General features: G+C 65.3%; 13 protein-coding genes and 2 pseudogenes. 9 read left to right on the top strand and 6 right to left on the bottom strand.

What is annotated here, in order from left to right; genetic code table 11:
- The first annotated feature begins 134 nt into the window (after window positions 1-134).
- The 3 genes from OKW40_RS24505 to OKW40_RS24495 all read left to right on the top strand — a co-directional run bounded on the left by OKW40_RS24505 (window position 135) and on the right by OKW40_RS24495 (window position 3519).
- Window positions 135-404, top strand: a complete 270-nt coding sequence (locus OKW40_RS24505; RefSeq protein WP_184059979.1) for a hypothetical protein — start codon at window positions 135-137, stop codon at window positions 402-404.
- Between the two features lie 181 nt (window positions 405-585).
- Window positions 586-1788, top strand: a complete 1203-nt coding sequence (locus OKW40_RS24500; RefSeq protein ID WP_429492104.1) for an AAA family ATPase — start codon at window positions 586-588, stop codon at window positions 1786-1788.
- Window positions 1789-2079: 291 nt separating this feature from the next.
- Window positions 2080-3519 carry a nicotinate phosphoribosyltransferase gene (locus OKW40_RS24495; protein WP_429492103.1) on the top strand — a complete coding sequence of 480 codons (1440 nt, stop codon included), beginning with the start codon at window positions 2080-2082 and terminating at the stop codon, window positions 3517-3519.
- Window positions 3520-3646: 127 nt separating this feature from the next.
- Here the strand turns inward: OKW40_RS24495 and OKW40_RS24490 are convergent.
- Window positions 3647-3925: pseudogene (locus OKW40_RS24490) on the bottom strand (LysR substrate-binding domain-containing protein); the annotation flags it as partial.
- Window positions 3926-4207: 282 nt separating this feature from the next.
- On the opposite strand from OKW40_RS24490, the gene OKW40_RS24485 reads away from it, so the two are divergent.
- Both OKW40_RS24485 and OKW40_RS24480 read left to right on the top strand, forming a co-directional pair.
- Window positions 4208-4687 (top strand): nuclear transport factor 2 family protein, encoded by a 480-nt coding sequence (locus tag OKW40_RS24485; RefSeq protein ID WP_090809781.1) that lies wholly within the window; start codon window positions 4208-4210, stop codon window positions 4685-4687.
- Window positions 4688-4828, top strand: a pseudogene (locus OKW40_RS24480) (2-oxoglutarate-dependent dioxygenase); the annotation flags it as partial.
- Between the two features lie 42 nt (window positions 4829-4870).
- Here the strand turns inward: OKW40_RS24480 and OKW40_RS24475 are convergent.
- The 3 genes from OKW40_RS24475 to OKW40_RS24465 form a co-directional block, all read right to left on the bottom strand.
- Complete coding sequence (locus OKW40_RS24475) at window positions 4871-5308, bottom strand: GNAT family N-acetyltransferase (protein ID WP_429492101.1); 438 nt, start codon at window positions 5306-5308, stop codon at window positions 4871-4873.
- A 39-nt stretch (window positions 5309-5347) separates the two neighbouring features.
- A complete protein-coding gene (locus OKW40_RS24470; protein ID WP_429492099.1) occupies window positions 5348-6787 on the bottom strand; it encodes an MFS transporter in 1440 nt (479 codons plus the stop codon).
- 294 nt (window positions 6788-7081) lie between these two features.
- Complete coding sequence (locus OKW40_RS24465; protein WP_429353665.1) at window positions 7082-7966, bottom strand: isocitrate lyase/PEP mutase family protein; 885 nt, start codon at window positions 7964-7966, stop codon at window positions 7082-7084.
- A 210-nt stretch (window positions 7967-8176) separates the two neighbouring features.
- On the opposite strand from OKW40_RS24465, the gene prpR reads away from it, so the two are divergent.
- From prpR to ahpF, 3 genes are all read left to right on the top strand, one after another.
- Window positions 8177-10198, top strand: coding sequence for a propionate catabolism operon regulatory protein PrpR (gene prpR / locus OKW40_RS24460; protein ID WP_429492096.1), 2022 nt, complete (start codon window positions 8177-8179; stop codon window positions 10196-10198).
- Window positions 10199-10346: 148 nt separating this feature from the next.
- Window positions 10347-10910, top strand: a complete 564-nt coding sequence (ahpC, locus tag OKW40_RS24455; protein ID WP_090809789.1) for an alkyl hydroperoxide reductase subunit C — start codon at window positions 10347-10349, stop codon at window positions 10908-10910.
- Window positions 10911-11083: 173 nt separating this feature from the next.
- Entirely contained in the window at window positions 11084-12676 is a 1593-nt protein-coding gene (gene ahpF / locus OKW40_RS24450) for an alkyl hydroperoxide reductase subunit F (RefSeq protein ID WP_429492094.1), read from the top strand.
- A 111-nt stretch (window positions 12677-12787) separates the two neighbouring features.
- On the opposite strand, the gene OKW40_RS24445 is transcribed toward ahpF, so the two are convergent.
- Entirely contained in the window at window positions 12788-13201 is a 414-nt protein-coding gene (locus tag OKW40_RS24445) for a DoxX family protein (RefSeq protein WP_018425254.1), read from the bottom strand.
- 97 nt (window positions 13202-13298) lie between these two features.
- Window positions 13299-14024, bottom strand: coding sequence for a pirin family protein (locus tag OKW40_RS24440; RefSeq protein ID WP_429492092.1), 726 nt, complete (start codon window positions 14022-14024; stop codon window positions 13299-13301).
- 137 nt (window positions 14025-14161) lie between these two features.
- Here OKW40_RS24440 and OKW40_RS24435 point away from each other — a divergent pair.
- On the top strand, window positions 14162-14876 hold a 715-nt coding region (locus tag OKW40_RS24435), incomplete at its 3' end, for a LysR family transcriptional regulator (protein ID WP_429492090.1).

The following is a 14876-nucleotide window of genomic DNA, read 5'->3' as shown; positions in this document are numbered from 1 at the left end:
AGAGACGAATGTACGAGGTGAACCAGGGGCCGTGTCCGTGGGTTGGCACGGGCACGGCGACCTGGCCCAATGGCCGGGGCGCTGAGACCAGACGGCGTGACCTGGCGCAAATCTGCTCGACATCGGGGGCTGACATGAAACCACAACTGATTCGCAGGCCGGCCGCTTCGGGAGGAACCAGAAGCACTTACCGGCGGTATGTCGCGGCATCGCGCGCGCGCTTTTTCGCGCAGGCGGCGGGCTCGTCGGTCGATCTGCTGACGCTCGTCGTCGCCGAGGCGCTCGAGCGCCGAGCGCAAGCCGAGATCCGCCGCGACCTGCTGCGCGACGCGCTGTACGCCATGCCGGTGCGCGCTGAACGCAGCGCGGCGCAGCGGCGCGACGACGATGAAACCGACGTCTGACGCTTGCCGCTCGTCGGCTCGCAGCGACCGCGCAGGAATTCGATAACACCGTTTGCCGGCTCATGGTTTTCACGGGGGAGCGTCGCGGTAAGGAACTCGCGCCGAAGCCTGCGTCGTCAATCGTGAACAGACGACTGGAATAAAAGCCCGCGCATGACGCGCCAAGCGCCGCAGAGCTGCCATGATCGACATCTTCCTGATTGCCGCGAGCATCGAAAACGCGCAGCGAATCGTCGTGCGGCTCGAAGAGAGCGGCGTGCGTTACCGGCTGCGCACCGCGTTCGGCCCGGCCCGGCAACTGCCGATGCACGCGCGCGTGGTCCGCGGCGCCGACCTGCTGATCGTCGACGACGCCAATCTGAGCATCCGCGGACTAGACGGCATCGAGGAAACGCTCGCCTGCGCGCCGACGCTCCATTGCATGCTGGTGACGCCGGCGCCGTCCACCGCGCTGATCGGCGCGGCGCTGCGCGTCGGCGTGCGGCAGGTGCTGTCGTGGCCGCTCGATCGTCAGGCCGTCGTCGATGCGTTTGCGCAGATCGAAGCGCGGCGCCGCGAGCCCGAACGCCGCCACGCGCGCGTGGTCACCCTGGCGTCGAGCAAGGGCGGTAGCGGCACCACGCTGATCGCGGTCAACCTCGCGTGCGCGCTCGCCGCGCGGCGTGAGCGGCGCGTGCTGCTGATCGACCTGAGCCAGCAATTCGCCGACGCGAGCCTGCTGATGGCGAATCGCCCCCCGCCCATGACGCTCGTCGATCTGTGCTCGCGCAACGAGCAACTCGACCCGGCGCTGTTCGACGCGTGCGCGATGCACGTGTGCCCGAACCTGGATCTGCTCGCCGGCGCCGGCGATCCGTTGAAGGCCGCCGAACTGCTGCCCGCTCAGCTGGACCGGATTCTGACGCTGGTGCGCGAGCGCTACGACGCGGTGCTGATCGACGTCGGCCCGAGCCTGAATCCGTCGACGATCCGCGCGCTCGCGCATAGCGACGCGATCTGCATGGTGGTGCGGCAGAACCCGCTGTACCTGCATGGCGCGCGCCGCATGCTCGATATCTTTCGCGAACTGGGGCATCCGTCCAGCAAGGTGCGGGTCGTCGTCAACCAGTACGACAAGGACGCGCAGATCAATCTGCCGATGCTCGAACGCACGCTCGGCGCGAGGGTCGCGCATCAACTGCCGCGCGACGATCAGCACGTCAACGATGCGCTCAGCCGCGGCGTGCCGCTCGTCGCGTGCGCGCGCGACAGCGGGCTCGCGCAAGGCATCGTGCTGCTCGCGAACATGCTGTGGCCCGCGAGTGCGGAGCGCCGCAGGAGCATGCTCGGCAGGTTGCTCGCGACGTGGCCGAATCTGCCGCCGCAATTGAAGCCGGGGGGCTAGGACGACGTCTACTCGCTGCTCTAGCCCGGTCTTCTACTGGTGAACCTCGAGATCCGGAGGATGATTGTCTGCGGCTGGAGTTGGCGCTGCGGGCCAGACTCATCCTGCGCGAAGAGAAGCTGCAGTCCGACGACGAGCGCTATCGCGCATACCGTAGTAAGGTGAGATACAGGGTCATCCCCGGCATAGTCTGTAGGCGTCGAGCCGCGGCCTCAGAGTTTCGAAAGCGTCGGGCAGGCTCGCGCCGTCCGGTCACTCCAGCGAGAAAATCACGTGAGCGCAGCACCGTCCATGCAAAACGCGCAGGGTTTCAGCGACCTTGCGTCGATCCTGTCCAATCCGATTCTGAATACGGATTCGTACAAGGCATCGCACTATCTGCAATATCCGCCCGACGCGACGGCGATGTTCTCGTACATCGAATCGCGCGGCGGACGTTACGGCCGCACGCTGTTCTTCGGCTTGCAGATGCTGCTGAAGGAGTACCTGTGCCGGCCGGTTACCGGCGCGATGATCGACCAGGCGCGGACCTTCTTCAGCGCGCACGGCGAGCCGTTCAACGAGGCGGGCTGGCGCTACGTCGTGCAGCGATACGGCGGCCATCTGCCGGTGCGGATTCGCGCGGCGCCCGAAGGCTCGGTCGTGCCCACGCACAACGTGCTCGTCACCGTCGAATGCGACGATCCGCAGGTGTTCTGGCTCACGTCGTATCTGGAGACGATGCTGATGCGCGTGTGGTATCCGATCACGATCGCGACGCAAAGCTGGCATCTGCGCCAGACGATCCGCGCGTATCTGCTGAAAAGCAGCGACGATCTCTCGCAGCTACCGTTCAAGCTGCACGATTTCGGCGCGCGCGGCGTGTCGAGCGCGGAGTCGGCGGCGATCGGCGGCGCGGCACATCTCGTCAGCTTCATGGGCTCGGATACGGTGCTCGGCGTGGTTGCGGCGAATCACTACTACCGCGACCGCATGGCCGCGTTCTCGGTGCCGGCGGCCGAGCACAGCACGATCACGTCGTGGGGCCGCGAGCGCGAAGTCGACGCGTATCGCAACATGATCGCCCGCTTCGGCAAGCCGGGCGCGATCGTTTCGGTGGTGTCCGACTCTTACGACCTGTTCGCCGCGCTGAACGCATGGGGCGGCGAGCTGAAGCAGGCCGTGCTCGATTCCGGCGGCATGCTCGTGATTCGCCCGGACTCCGGCGATCCGTGCACGATCGTCCTGCACACGCTGCGCTCGCTGGAGGCTTCGTTCGGGTCGCAGACCAACAGCAAGGGGCGGCGCGTGCTCGACCATGTGCGCGTGATTCAGGGTGACGGCGTGAACCCGGATTCGATCGTCGCGATCCTGGCCGCGATGGACGAGGCCGGCTTCGCCACCGACAACATCGTGTTCGGCATGGGCGGTGCGCTGTTGCAGCAGATCAACCGCGATACGCAGCGCTTCGCGATGAAGTGCTCGGCGATCCGGCTAGGCGACACGTGGCACGATGTGTCGAAGGATCCAGTCACGGATCACGCCAAGCGCTCGATGAAAGGCCGGCTCACCTTGCTGCGCCATCGCCGCACCGGCGAGTACCGGACGGTCACGTTGCCGATCGCGTGGGACGGGAGCACGGTGGAGGGCGAGTGGGACGAAGCGCTCGAGACGGTGTTCGATGCGGGCCGCTTGCTGGTCGATACGTCGCTGGCCGAGATTCGAGGCCGCGCCTATGCGGACGAAGGTTGATCCAGCTTTCTGACGCATCGGCATGGTCACGAGCGGGCGAGTCATCAGCGCCCAGTGCTGCATGAAGGGCAGACCTACCGCAATATCCGACAGGACGCCGACCCCGATCAACGTAGCGACGCTGCCGTCAGCGTGAATCTTTACCATCGCGCGCGAAGCGTAGGAACGCCTTGACGGCTGGCGCTCGCTCGTGCCGACGGAACGCGAGCGCGATTTCGGACGCAATCGCCTGACCGGCTATGTCACGGTAGACGACGCCCGGCAGCGCGATGCAATCGGCGAGCGTATGCGGCACGACCGACACATAACCGCCGAGCGACACGCAGGCGAGCACGGCCGCGAGCGTACCCGGACGCGGCCCGAGCCGAGGTGAGAAGCGCCCGCGCCGCGCGACTTCGAAGGTGCCTTCGCCGCGGGTTTTGCGGCGGCGTTGGGGGTAGCGGCGCTCGTCGCGGCGCGGTGGCGGCGGTGGTGTGGAAGCTCGCCGGGCGGGCGGAGGTGGTGCGCTTCAAGGGAGCGGTATCGGAAGGGTAAAAGCCGTCGTCGGCTCGCGCCGGCCCCCTTTCACGCCGTTTTCCGATATCGTGTGCGCCATCCCCGCCGCCTACCGCGTGCGGGCTGTTTTTCCGGAGCGCGACACGACGCTGCGCGTGCATGACGCGCTCCCGCAATACACCATACGACATCAATGAGCCATCCCAACACCGAGCTGATCGAACGTTTCTACACCGCCTTCCAGCAACGCGACGCCGAGACCATGGTCGCCTGTTATGCCGACGACGTCGTCTTCAGCGACCCCGCTTTCGGCGAGCTGGTCGGCGACGAAGCGCGCGACATGTGGCGCATGCTCGTCAAGCATGCGCAAGACTTCACGCTGAGCTTCAGCGACATCGAGGCGGACGACCATACCGGCCGCGCGCAGTGGGTGGCGCGCTACCGTTTCGTCCAGACGGGGCGCGACGTCGTGAACCGGATCGAGGCGCGTTTCGTGTTCCGCGATGGGCTCATCGTCGAGCATCGCGACCGCTTCGATTTGTGGCTGTGGATGCGCCAGGCGATGGGCGTGCGCGGCACGCTGTTCGGCTGGTCGCCGTTCGTGCAGCGGATGCTCAGGCAGCAGGCGCGCCGAGGGCTGCTGCACTATCGCGGGCAGTTGACGCGCGACTAGGCGCGCGCGGGCGGCGCGGTGTATTTCCGCTACATGAACGGCCAGCGCCAGCTCGATCCGTCGACTCTGCACGGCGGCGCGCCGGTGCTTGCCGGCGATAAGTGGATCATGACGAAGTGGATGCGCGAGGGCGCGTACGGCCGAGGCTGGGTCACATCAGTGGGAGGTGTGCCGAGGCGGGGCCTATTCGGCCGCTTTGTAAACATCCGGTCGATGCACCTCCATATACCGCTCGGGGTTCTCGAGCGACGTGAACCCATGCGGCGCATAGACGTGATGCGCGTCGGTCGTGACCAACATGATTCTGCGCAGCGTGACGAGCGAAGGGCTCGCAAAGATATGTTTCATCAACGCCGACGCATAGCCCTGGCCGCGATACGCGGGCAGCACGAACACGTCGCATAGGTAGGCGAAGGTCGCCTCGTCGGTGACGAGGCGCGCGAACGCCATCTGCTTGCCATCGACAAACCCGCCGAAGCACAGCGACCCGGCGACGGCGCGCTTGAAGGTCGCACGTGGCATGCCTCGCGCCCACGGCGTTTCCTGCGACAGGAATGTGTAGACGAGGTCGAGCTCGAGATCGTCGATGCGGCTGGAAATCGTCAGTTCGCCTGCTTGCACGGCACGTCTCCTTTTGATCGCGCTGCGCTTGCGCGGCCCCTAGCTCTTCGCCGGAGTTTCGCCGCCGCGCGAACCCCCACCGATACTCTGCCCGGCATTGCGGGCGAGCCCCATATATCCAAGCACGGACAGCAGCGTCAGCACGCCCGCGAACAGGAACGCGAGGCGGAAATCGTCGAGCGTGAACACGTGGCCGGTCGTCTCGCCGTTGAACAGCGCCGCGACGCGCAGCGACACCGCGCCGAACGCGATGCCGAGACCGATCGTCATCTGCGCGGCCGCGCTCCACAGCGTACTCGCCGCGCTCATCTGCGGCTGCGGGATGTCGGCGTAGGCGAGCGTCGCGAGCGTCGAGAACTGCATCGAGCGCGCGACGCCGTACACGAACACGACGATCAGCACGAACATGAGCGGCACGTCCGGCGTCAGCAGTCCGCACGCGATGATGAAAATGCCGGCCACCGCCACGTCGACGATCGACACCATCCGGAAGCCATAGCGCTGCAGGATGCGCGTGGTCAGCGCCTTCATGCCGAGATTGCCGAGCGCGCTCGCGAGCAGCAGCAGCCCCGAGCGGAACGCCGACAGCCCGAAACCGACCTGGAACAGCAGCGGCATCAGATAGGGCACCGCGCCAATGCCAATGCGCGTGAACGAACCGGTGATGACCGTCACGGAAAACGTCGGCACCTTCAGCGTCGATACGTCGACGAGCGGATACGGATGACGCTTCGCATGCTGGAACGCGAGCGCGCCGACCAGCAGGCCGCCCGCCACGATCGAGACCGCGAGCCACGGATTGGTGGCCGGCTGGCTCGCGAGTTCCGCGCCGTACAGAATCGCGGTCAGCGCGACGCCGCTCAGCAGCAGGCCGACGACGTCGAGCGGCTTGCGTTCAGTGCCGCGCAGGTTCGGCACGATGGCGAGCGCGATGGCAATCGCCGCGAGGCCGAACGGCACGTTCAGCAGGAAGATCCAGCGCCACGACGCGTAGGTCGTGATGAAGCCGCCGATCGGCGGGCCGACCACCGGCGCCGCAATGGCCGGCCATGTGATCGTCGAGATCGCCTGCATCATGCGAGCTTTCTCGGTGCTGCGGACCACGATGAGACGGCCGACCGGCACCATCATCGCGCCGCCGATGCCTTGCAGCAGCCGCGCGGCCGTGAACTCCGGCACGTTCTGCGACAGTCCGCACAGCACCGACGCGACCGTGAACACGCCGATCGCGCTGACGAACACGGTGCGCGCGCCGCAGCGGTCGGCGACCCAGCCGCTCGCCGGGATGAAGATCGCGAGCGCGAGCATGTAGGCGGTCATGCCGAGACTCAGGCTGTTCGGGCCGACGCCGAACGAACGCGCCATCTGCGGCAGCGCGGTGGCGATCACCGTGGTGTCGAGGTACTCCATGAAGAAGGTAGCCGCGACGATGTACGGCAGCCAGCCGACGTGCGCGGTGCGGGTCCCGCTGCAGCTCATCGGGCGAGCTCCCGTGCTGCGCGCGTGCGCGCTGAAAGACAATTGACGAGCCCGCGCGGGGCGCGTGAAGAGTTTGACTTCATGGTGCTTGCGACTACCTTTCGTTTGCGTTTTCGTGCTTCTGCCGGCAGCCGGGAGAACGGCCCCGCGGACGAGGCCGGCGCCGCGAATGGTCGCGGCGGGCTGACGCGAACATCAGCTTGCCTGATTGCCAGCCCTGAATCCTAACGCAATAAAGGGTTCCACATCGCGCAGGCATGCAGCGCGTCGCACCGCCGCGCCGCCGCCCGAACGTCAGTCCTTCCCCGCGTACTCCTTGTCCAGCCGGTCGTACAGCGGCTTGTTGACGAGCCGCTGGCGCTCGCTGAACGGCGCGACGATCGCCGCGTCCTCGTCGAGGCGGCCGTTGCTTTGCAACGTGCCGAGCGCGCGCTGCATGCCGAGCACCGCGCCCTGCAGCGCCGCATTCGCGTACAGCACGATGCCGTAGCCGAGCTTCGCGAGCGCGTCGCGCGACTGCACCGGCGTCTTGCCGCCGATCACGATGTTGATCAGCTGCGGCACATTGAACAGCCCCGGCAGACGCTCGATGTCGGCGAGCGATTCGGTCGCCTCGATGAACAGGATGTCGGCGCCCGCCTCGATGAAGCGATGACCGCGCTCGATCGCGTCCTCGATGCCGTGGACCGCGGCCGCGTCCGTGCGCGCCATGATCTGCAGGTTCGCGTCTTCGCGCGCGTCGACAGCCGCGCGGATCTTGCCGACCATCTCGCTCGCCGCGACGACTTCCTTGCCCGAGAAGTGGCCGCATTTTTTCGGCATCACCTGATCTTCGAACTGGATCACGTCGGCACCGCTGCGCTCGAGCACGCGCACGGTCTGGCGCACATTCAGCGCGTTGCCGAAGCCGGTGTCGGCATCGACGATCAGCGGCAGCGCGACCGCGTCGCGGATGCGCGCGGTGTGCTCTGCGACTTCGGCAAGGCCGATGAAGCCCAGGTCGGGTAGACCGAGCGACATGTTGGTGACGCCCGCGCCGGTGATGTAGACCGCCTCGAAGCCGGCGTCCTCGATCACGCGCGCGCTCATCGCGTTGAACGCGCCGGGCACGAGCAGGCCCTGACGCTGATTGACTTTGGCGCGGAACGCGGCGCGGCGGGTGGCGGAAGTGGTGGTCATGATGGAGGTCTCCAGAAGGGAAATCGGTAAGGGAACGCGGCCTACATTCTGCAGGAAGCGTGCCATTGAACGGCATTGAACGGCAGTTCGCCGGTCGTGCCGCTGGAACAAGGGTTTGCGCGATATGACCTCCTGCCTGGACGTTCATGGCACAATCGGTGAAACGTTTCATGAAACGTTTCGAGGAACGTTTCAATCAAGGAGAGCCGCGTGTCCACGTTCACCCCATTTGTCGCCAATCCTGGCCCCGCCGTCGATGCCGGGCGGCCCGGTGTCGCACTCGTCAGTATCAGCCGACTGCAGTCGCTTTGCGAGGCGGTGGCGCCGCGCTACGCGGGCCGGGCGAAGTTCTTCACGGTGCGGGAGGGCTACGGCGCGGCCGTCGCCGCGTTGCAGGCTTACGTGGACGCAGGTTCGGTCGACGTCGTACTGTCCGCCGGCTCGAACGGCGCGTACCTGCGCGAGAACCTCAGCGTGCCGGTGGTAATGGTCAAGGTGAATGGCTTCGACGTGTTGAGCGCGATCACGCGCGCGACCGCCACATGGCCGCAGGCGCGCATCGGGCTCGTGCTGCACGAAGCAATCGCGCAGGAGCTGGCCGACCTGAGCCCGCTCTTGAACGTCGATCTGCGGCAGCGCGCGTATCGGTCGATCGACGAAGTGCGGCTCGCAGTCGATGAACTCGCCGCGCAGGGTTGCCGCGTGGTGGTCGGCGCTGGCATGGCCTGCGATCTGGCGCAGCAGGCCGGTATGGAAAGCGTGTTCCTGTATTCGCTTGCCGCGGTCGAGGAAGCGTTCGAGCGCTCGGTCGAACTGGCGCGGGTGAGCCGCCAGAAGGAATCGAAGCGGGTGCGCCTGAACACGATCGTCGCGCATCTGCGTGACGGCGTCGCCGCGTTCGACGAAGCCGCCCAGCTCGAAGCCGTCAACCCGGCAATGCTCGAACTGCTCGGTCTAGGCGCCGCGCAGGCGGTCCCAAACGACGACGAGGACACCCCCGCGCGAGTGGCGCGCGCGCTCGCGCCGCTGCTGCGCGAGACGCGCGCCGCCGACCAGCCGGTCGACGAACGCATCGAACAGATCGGCGGCCGCGCGCTGATCGTCGGCTGTGTGCCGATCGTCGAGCAGGGCGCGCGCGCCGGTTTCGTCGTGACGGCGCAGGACGCGCTCGTTGCGCAGCGGATCGACCGTTCCCTGCGCACCAGCCAGCGGCCGAGGCATCTGGTTGCGCGGCACCGGCTCGACGATCTGATCGGCGCTTCGGCGGCGCTCGAGCGCGTGCGCCGGCTCGCGCGCGCCGGCGCCGCTCACGACGCGACCGTGCTCCTGAGTGGTGAAAGCGGCACCGGCAAGGAACTGGTCGCACAGGGCATCCACAACGCGAGCCGGCGGCGCGGCAATCCGTTCGTCGCGTTCAACTGCGCGGCGGTGCCCGAGGGGCTGATCGAAAGCGAACTGTTCGGACACGAGGAAGGGGCGTTCACGGGTGCGCGGCGCGGCGGCAAGCCGGGGTTGTTTGAAATCGCGCACACCGGCACTATTTTTCTCGATGAGATCGGCGAAATGCCGGCCGCGCTGCAAAGCCGGCTATTGCGCGTGCTGCAGGAGCGCGAGGTGATGAAGCTCGGCGCCGGCCGCGCGACGCCGGTCGACGTGAGGGTGATCGCTGCGACACACCGCGATCTGCACGCGCTCGTCGAGGAGGGCGCGTTTCGCGCGGACCTGTATTTCAGATTAAATCTGCTTCAGATAAAATTGCCGCCGCTGCGCGAACGCCGTGCCGACATCGCGCCGCTGGCGCGGCATCTGCTGGAGCGCAGCGCGCTGCAGTACGGCTTGTCGGCGGCGGGGCTCGAGCGGGTGCTCGTGTTTCTCGCCCCGCTTTTTGCGGATTACGCGTGGCCCGGTAACGTCCGTGAACTGGAAAATCTCCTGGCCCGCGCGGCGATTTATATCGGTGAGCCAATCAACGAGATGTCCGGGAACTTGACTGCCGACGCCTTGCCAGACCGGCAGGCCGTGTTTCCCGAGTTCTTCCGGATCAGGGCGGTCGAGGTCGAGCAGATCACACAGGCGCCTCCGGGCCCTGCGCCCGGCAGTACGGCGCCCCGCGCTACCCCCAGCCGTGAGGCTGCGCTGCGCGCTCTCGAACAATCGGGCGGCAATCGCGCCGCCGCGAGCCGAGCGCTCGGCATCGGCAGAACCACGCTGTGGCGGCTTCTGAAGGGCTGAAACGCCCGGCAAATCGTCCGATAGTTTCAATCGACGACATGAATAGTGTGGGACTATCGAACTCATTAACACAATCCACTTTACCTATTAAGCGCAGTCTGACATACTGGCTCCACTTTCCAACCCCCTCAAAGAGAGGATTTAGCAAATGCCGATCATCAACAGTCAAGTCAAACCGTTCAAAGCACAGGCTTTTCACAACGGCGATTTCCAGACCGTCACTGAAGAAAGCCTGAAGGGCAAGTGGTCGGTTTTCGTGTTCTACCCGGCCGACTTCACGTTCGTGTGCCCGACCGAACTCGGTGACCTGGCCGATCGTTATGAAGATTTCAAGAAGCTGGGCGTGGAAATCTACAGCGTGTCGACCGATACGCACTTTACGCACAAGGCCTGGCACGACACGTCGGATACGATCCGCAAGATCAAGTACCCGATGCTGGCTGACCCGACACTCGCTATCTCGCGCAACTTCGACGTGCTGATCGAAGAAGAAGGCCTCGCGCTGCGTGGCACGTTCGTGATCAACCCGGAAGGCGAGATCAAGCTGTGCGAAATCCACGACAACGGCATCGGCCGTGACGCTGGCGAACTGCTGCGCAAGGTTCAGGCTGCTCAGTACATCGCCAAGCACCCGGGCGAAGTGTGCCCCGCCAAGTGGACGCCGGGCGCGCAAACGCTGACCCCGTCGCTCGACCTGATCGGCAAGATCTAAGGTCCGCGCAGCTCACGCTGCACCCCGCAGTCTGCATCTGCCGGGATCTTCCCGGCGCTTCACCGCGCGAATCGCCTGATACGGCGCTTCGCGCGTCCCCGGGCCCAACACGTCCTATCCGGATGCGTGCGGCGCCGGGACACCCACACCCCTCGTCACGGAATCGCAACGCCATGCTTGACGTCAATCTCAAGACTCAACTGAAGTCGTACCTCGAAAAAGTTAGCAGGCCTATCGAGCTCGTCGCGTCGATCGATGACAGCGCGAAGTCCCAGGAGCTGCTGGCCCTGCTGAACGACATCGCGACCTTGTCGGAGCGCGTCACGGTGATCGAGCGTCGCGGCGACGACGAACGCAAGCCGTCGTTCTCGATTGGCGAAGCGGGCAAGGAAACCGGCATCCGTTTCGCCGGCATTCCGATGGGGCATGAATTCACGTCGCTCGTCCTCGCACTGCTGCAGGTCGGCGGCCACCCGGTCAAACTCGACGATGCGGTGATCGAACAGATCCGCAGCCTCGACGGCGACTATCAATTCGAAACGTATTTCTCGCTGTCGTGCCAGAACTGCCCGGAAGTCGTGCAGGCGCTGAACGTGATGGCGTTGATCAATCCGCGCATCCGTCACGTCGCGATCGACGGCGCGCTGTTCCAGAACGAAGTCGACGCGCGCCAGATCATGGCGGTACCGACCATGTTCCTGAACGGCGAAACCTTCGGCCAGGGCCGCAGCGGCGTGAAGGAAATCCTCGCGAAGCTCGACACCAACGCCGGTGCGCGCGCCGCGAAGCAACTGGAGAACAAGCCGGTGTTCGACACGCTGATCGTCGGCGGCGGCCCGGCGGGCGCGGCGGCGGCGATCTACTCGGCGCGCAAGGGCATTGCGACCGGTGTCGTGGCCGAGCGTTTCGGTGGCCAGGTGCTCGACACGCTGTCGATCGAGAACTTCGTCTCCGTGACCGAAACCGAAGGACCGAAGTTCGCGACCGCGCTCGAACAGCACGTGAAGACCTATGACGTCGACATCATGGACGTGCAGCGCGCCGAAGCGCTGATTCCGGGGCGCATCATCGAAGTACGTCTGGCCAACGGCGCGGTGCTGAAGGCGAAGACGATCATCCTCGCGACCGGTGCGCGCTGGCGCGAAATCAACGTGCCGGGCGAGCGCGCGTATCGCAATCATGGCGTCGCATACTGCCCGCACTGCGATGGCCCCTTGTTCAAGGGCAAGCGCGTCGCGGTGATCGGCGGCGGCAACTCGGGCGTCGAGGCGGCGATCGACCTCGCGGGTCTTGTGCGCGAAGTGACGCTGCTCGAATTCGGTGCGACGCTGCGTGCCGACGAGGTGCTGCAACGCAAGCTGCGCAGCCTGCCGAACGTGACGGTCCTCACGCAGGCGCAGACCACGGAAATCACCGGCGACGGCAAGAAGGTCAACGGTCTGGTCTACAAGGACCTCGCTTCGGGAGAAGTGAAGAACGTCGAACTCGAAGGCGTGTTCGTGCAGATCGGTCTCGTGCCGAACACCGAATGGCTGAAGGGCACGGTCGAGCTGTCGAAGCATGGCGAGATCGTCGTCGATGCGCGCGGCGCGACGTCGGTGCCGGGCGTGTTCGCCGCCGGCGACGTGACCACGGTGCCGTTCAAGCAGATCGTGATCGCAGTGGGCGAGGGTGCGAAGGCATCGCTGTCCGCATTCGATCACCTGATCCGCAACAGCGAAGAAGTCGCGGCGGTCAGCGAAGCGGAAGCCGAAGCAGCGGTTTGATTCGGTAGCTCAGAGAGGCAAACGGCGGCCCGCGGGCCGCCGTTTCAGTTTGCGCATGCAACAAGGCCCGCATTCGTGCGGGCCTTTTTCGTTAAAGCACGGGAATCGGTATCACCGCCGGTCGAACGAATACTTGCCGGGGCCGGTCACGCACAACAGCAGCAACCCGCCGATGATGCCGATGTTCTTGTAGAAATGAATCATATTGTCGTACTGCATCGCGCCGGTCATGTTCCAGTAGTGATGGCCGATGATCGCGGTGCCGAGCGTATACACCGCAAGCAGCAGCGCCAGCGGTCGCGTGAAAAATCCCACTAACAGCGCGACGCCCACCACAAGCTCCATCACCACCGCGATAACAGCCGAGAACGCCGGCACGGGCGCGCCGGTCGACGTCATATAAGCGACGGTGCCGGCAAAGCCGGTCAGCTTCGACCAGCCGAACATCACGAACAGCACCATCAGCAGGATTCGAGCGACGAGAACGACGACGTCTTTCTGGTTTTCAAACAGTGTGTAGCGCATGATTTTTCCCGATAGGGTAGAGGGATGAAGCTCGCTGGAAATCGTCGTCCAGCGAGCCGCGTTCAGGTTTGAGTCAATCGCGGCGCAAGCGGAGCGCTTATGCCCACAACGCCGAGGTTTCGATATTTCGCAGGTCGAAAACGAGCACTTCCGCATCGCGGCCCTGCGTGAACGTCAGCGCTTCTTCACCCCGCACCCGCGCGCCGTCACCCTCGCCAAGCTCGACGCCATTCACCGTAACGCTGCCGCGCGCCACCTGAACATATGCATAGCGGTCCTTCGCGAGTTCGAGCCGCGCGGTTTCCTCGCCGTCGAACAGACCGGCATACACCCGCGCATCCTGTTGCAACTGCAGCGAACCGTTCGCACCGTCCGGCGACAGCACGAGCCGCAGCACACCGCGCTTGTCGGCCGCGCCGAAGTGCAGTTGCTGATAGCGCGGCTTCGTGCCTTGCTGGGCCGGCGCGATCCAGATCTGCAGGAAGTGCACCGGCTCGCTCTTCGAATGGTTGTATTCGCTGTGCGCCACACCGGTGCCCGCGCTCATCAACTGGATGTCGCCCGGCACGATCACCGAGCCCGTGCCCATCGTGTCCTTGTGTTCGAGCGCGCCTTCGAGCACGTACGAAAAGATCTCCATGTCGCGATGCGGATGCTTGCCGAAGCCCTGCGCCGGCGCCACACGGTCGTCGTTGATCACGAGCAGGTCGGAGAAGCCGTTCTGCTTCGGATCGTGATAGTTCGCGAACGAAAACGTATGACGCGAGCTGAGCCAGCCGTGTTCCGGGCGGCCACGTTGGTTGGCGTGTCTGATTTCGAGCATGCTCTTTCTCCTTGAGTTTTGTCGTGCGATCCGGGCCAGATGTTTGGCTGCGATCCATGAACGACAGTGTAGGTCAATCCGGATGGCTATAATCATGATAAAACCGGAAACACTGTCGCATTGGAGTAGACAATACGATGCAACTCGATGACATGCGCATCTTCGTCGCGACCGTCGACGCCCACAATTTCACCGCCGCGGCGAACCGGCTGTCGCTGTCGAAACAGTTCGTGAGCCGCCGTGTGATGGCGCTCGAGGAAGCACTCGGTGTGCAACTGCTGATCCGCAACACGCGCAAGCTGGCGGTAACCGATCTGGGTCAGGAGTTCTACGAGCGCGCGAAGCGCATCCTCGGCGAGGTCGAGGACGCCGAGCAGGCCATGTCGCTGCGCCGCGCCGGGCCGCGCGGGCTGCTACGCGTGAGCGCGCCGATGTCGTTCGGCATGATGCATCTGTCTCCGCTCGTCGCGGCGTTTCTGCGCGAGCATCGCGACGTGCGCTTCGACATGGAACTGAGCGACCGCGCCGTCGATGTGGTCGGCGAAGGCTTCGACATGGCGATCCGTATCGGCACGCTGGCGGATTCGTCGCTGATCGCGCAAAAGCTGATCGATGTGAAGATGGTGGCGTGCTGCAGCCCCGGTTATCTGCGCCGGCGTGGCAGTCCGGCCGTGCCTGGCGATCTCGCGAACCACGAATGTCTGCTGTACGGCCACGGCGGCGCGGTGAGCTGGGACTTCAGCGTCGAGGGCGTGGTGAAGAGCGTCGAGGTGCGCGGGCCGTTACGCGCCAATAACGGCGATCTGATTCGCGATGCGGCCGTCGCGGGACTTGGAATCGTTCGGCTGCCGG

It is taken from the genome of Paraburkholderia sp. RAU6.4a, from assembly GCF_050435625.1.
GTDB classification, from domain to species: Bacteria; Pseudomonadota; Gammaproteobacteria; order Burkholderiales; family Burkholderiaceae; genus Paraburkholderia; species Paraburkholderia tuberum.
The sequence above is the reverse complement of the archived record's forward strand: the minus strand, read 5'-3'. Positions and strand labels throughout refer to the sequence as shown.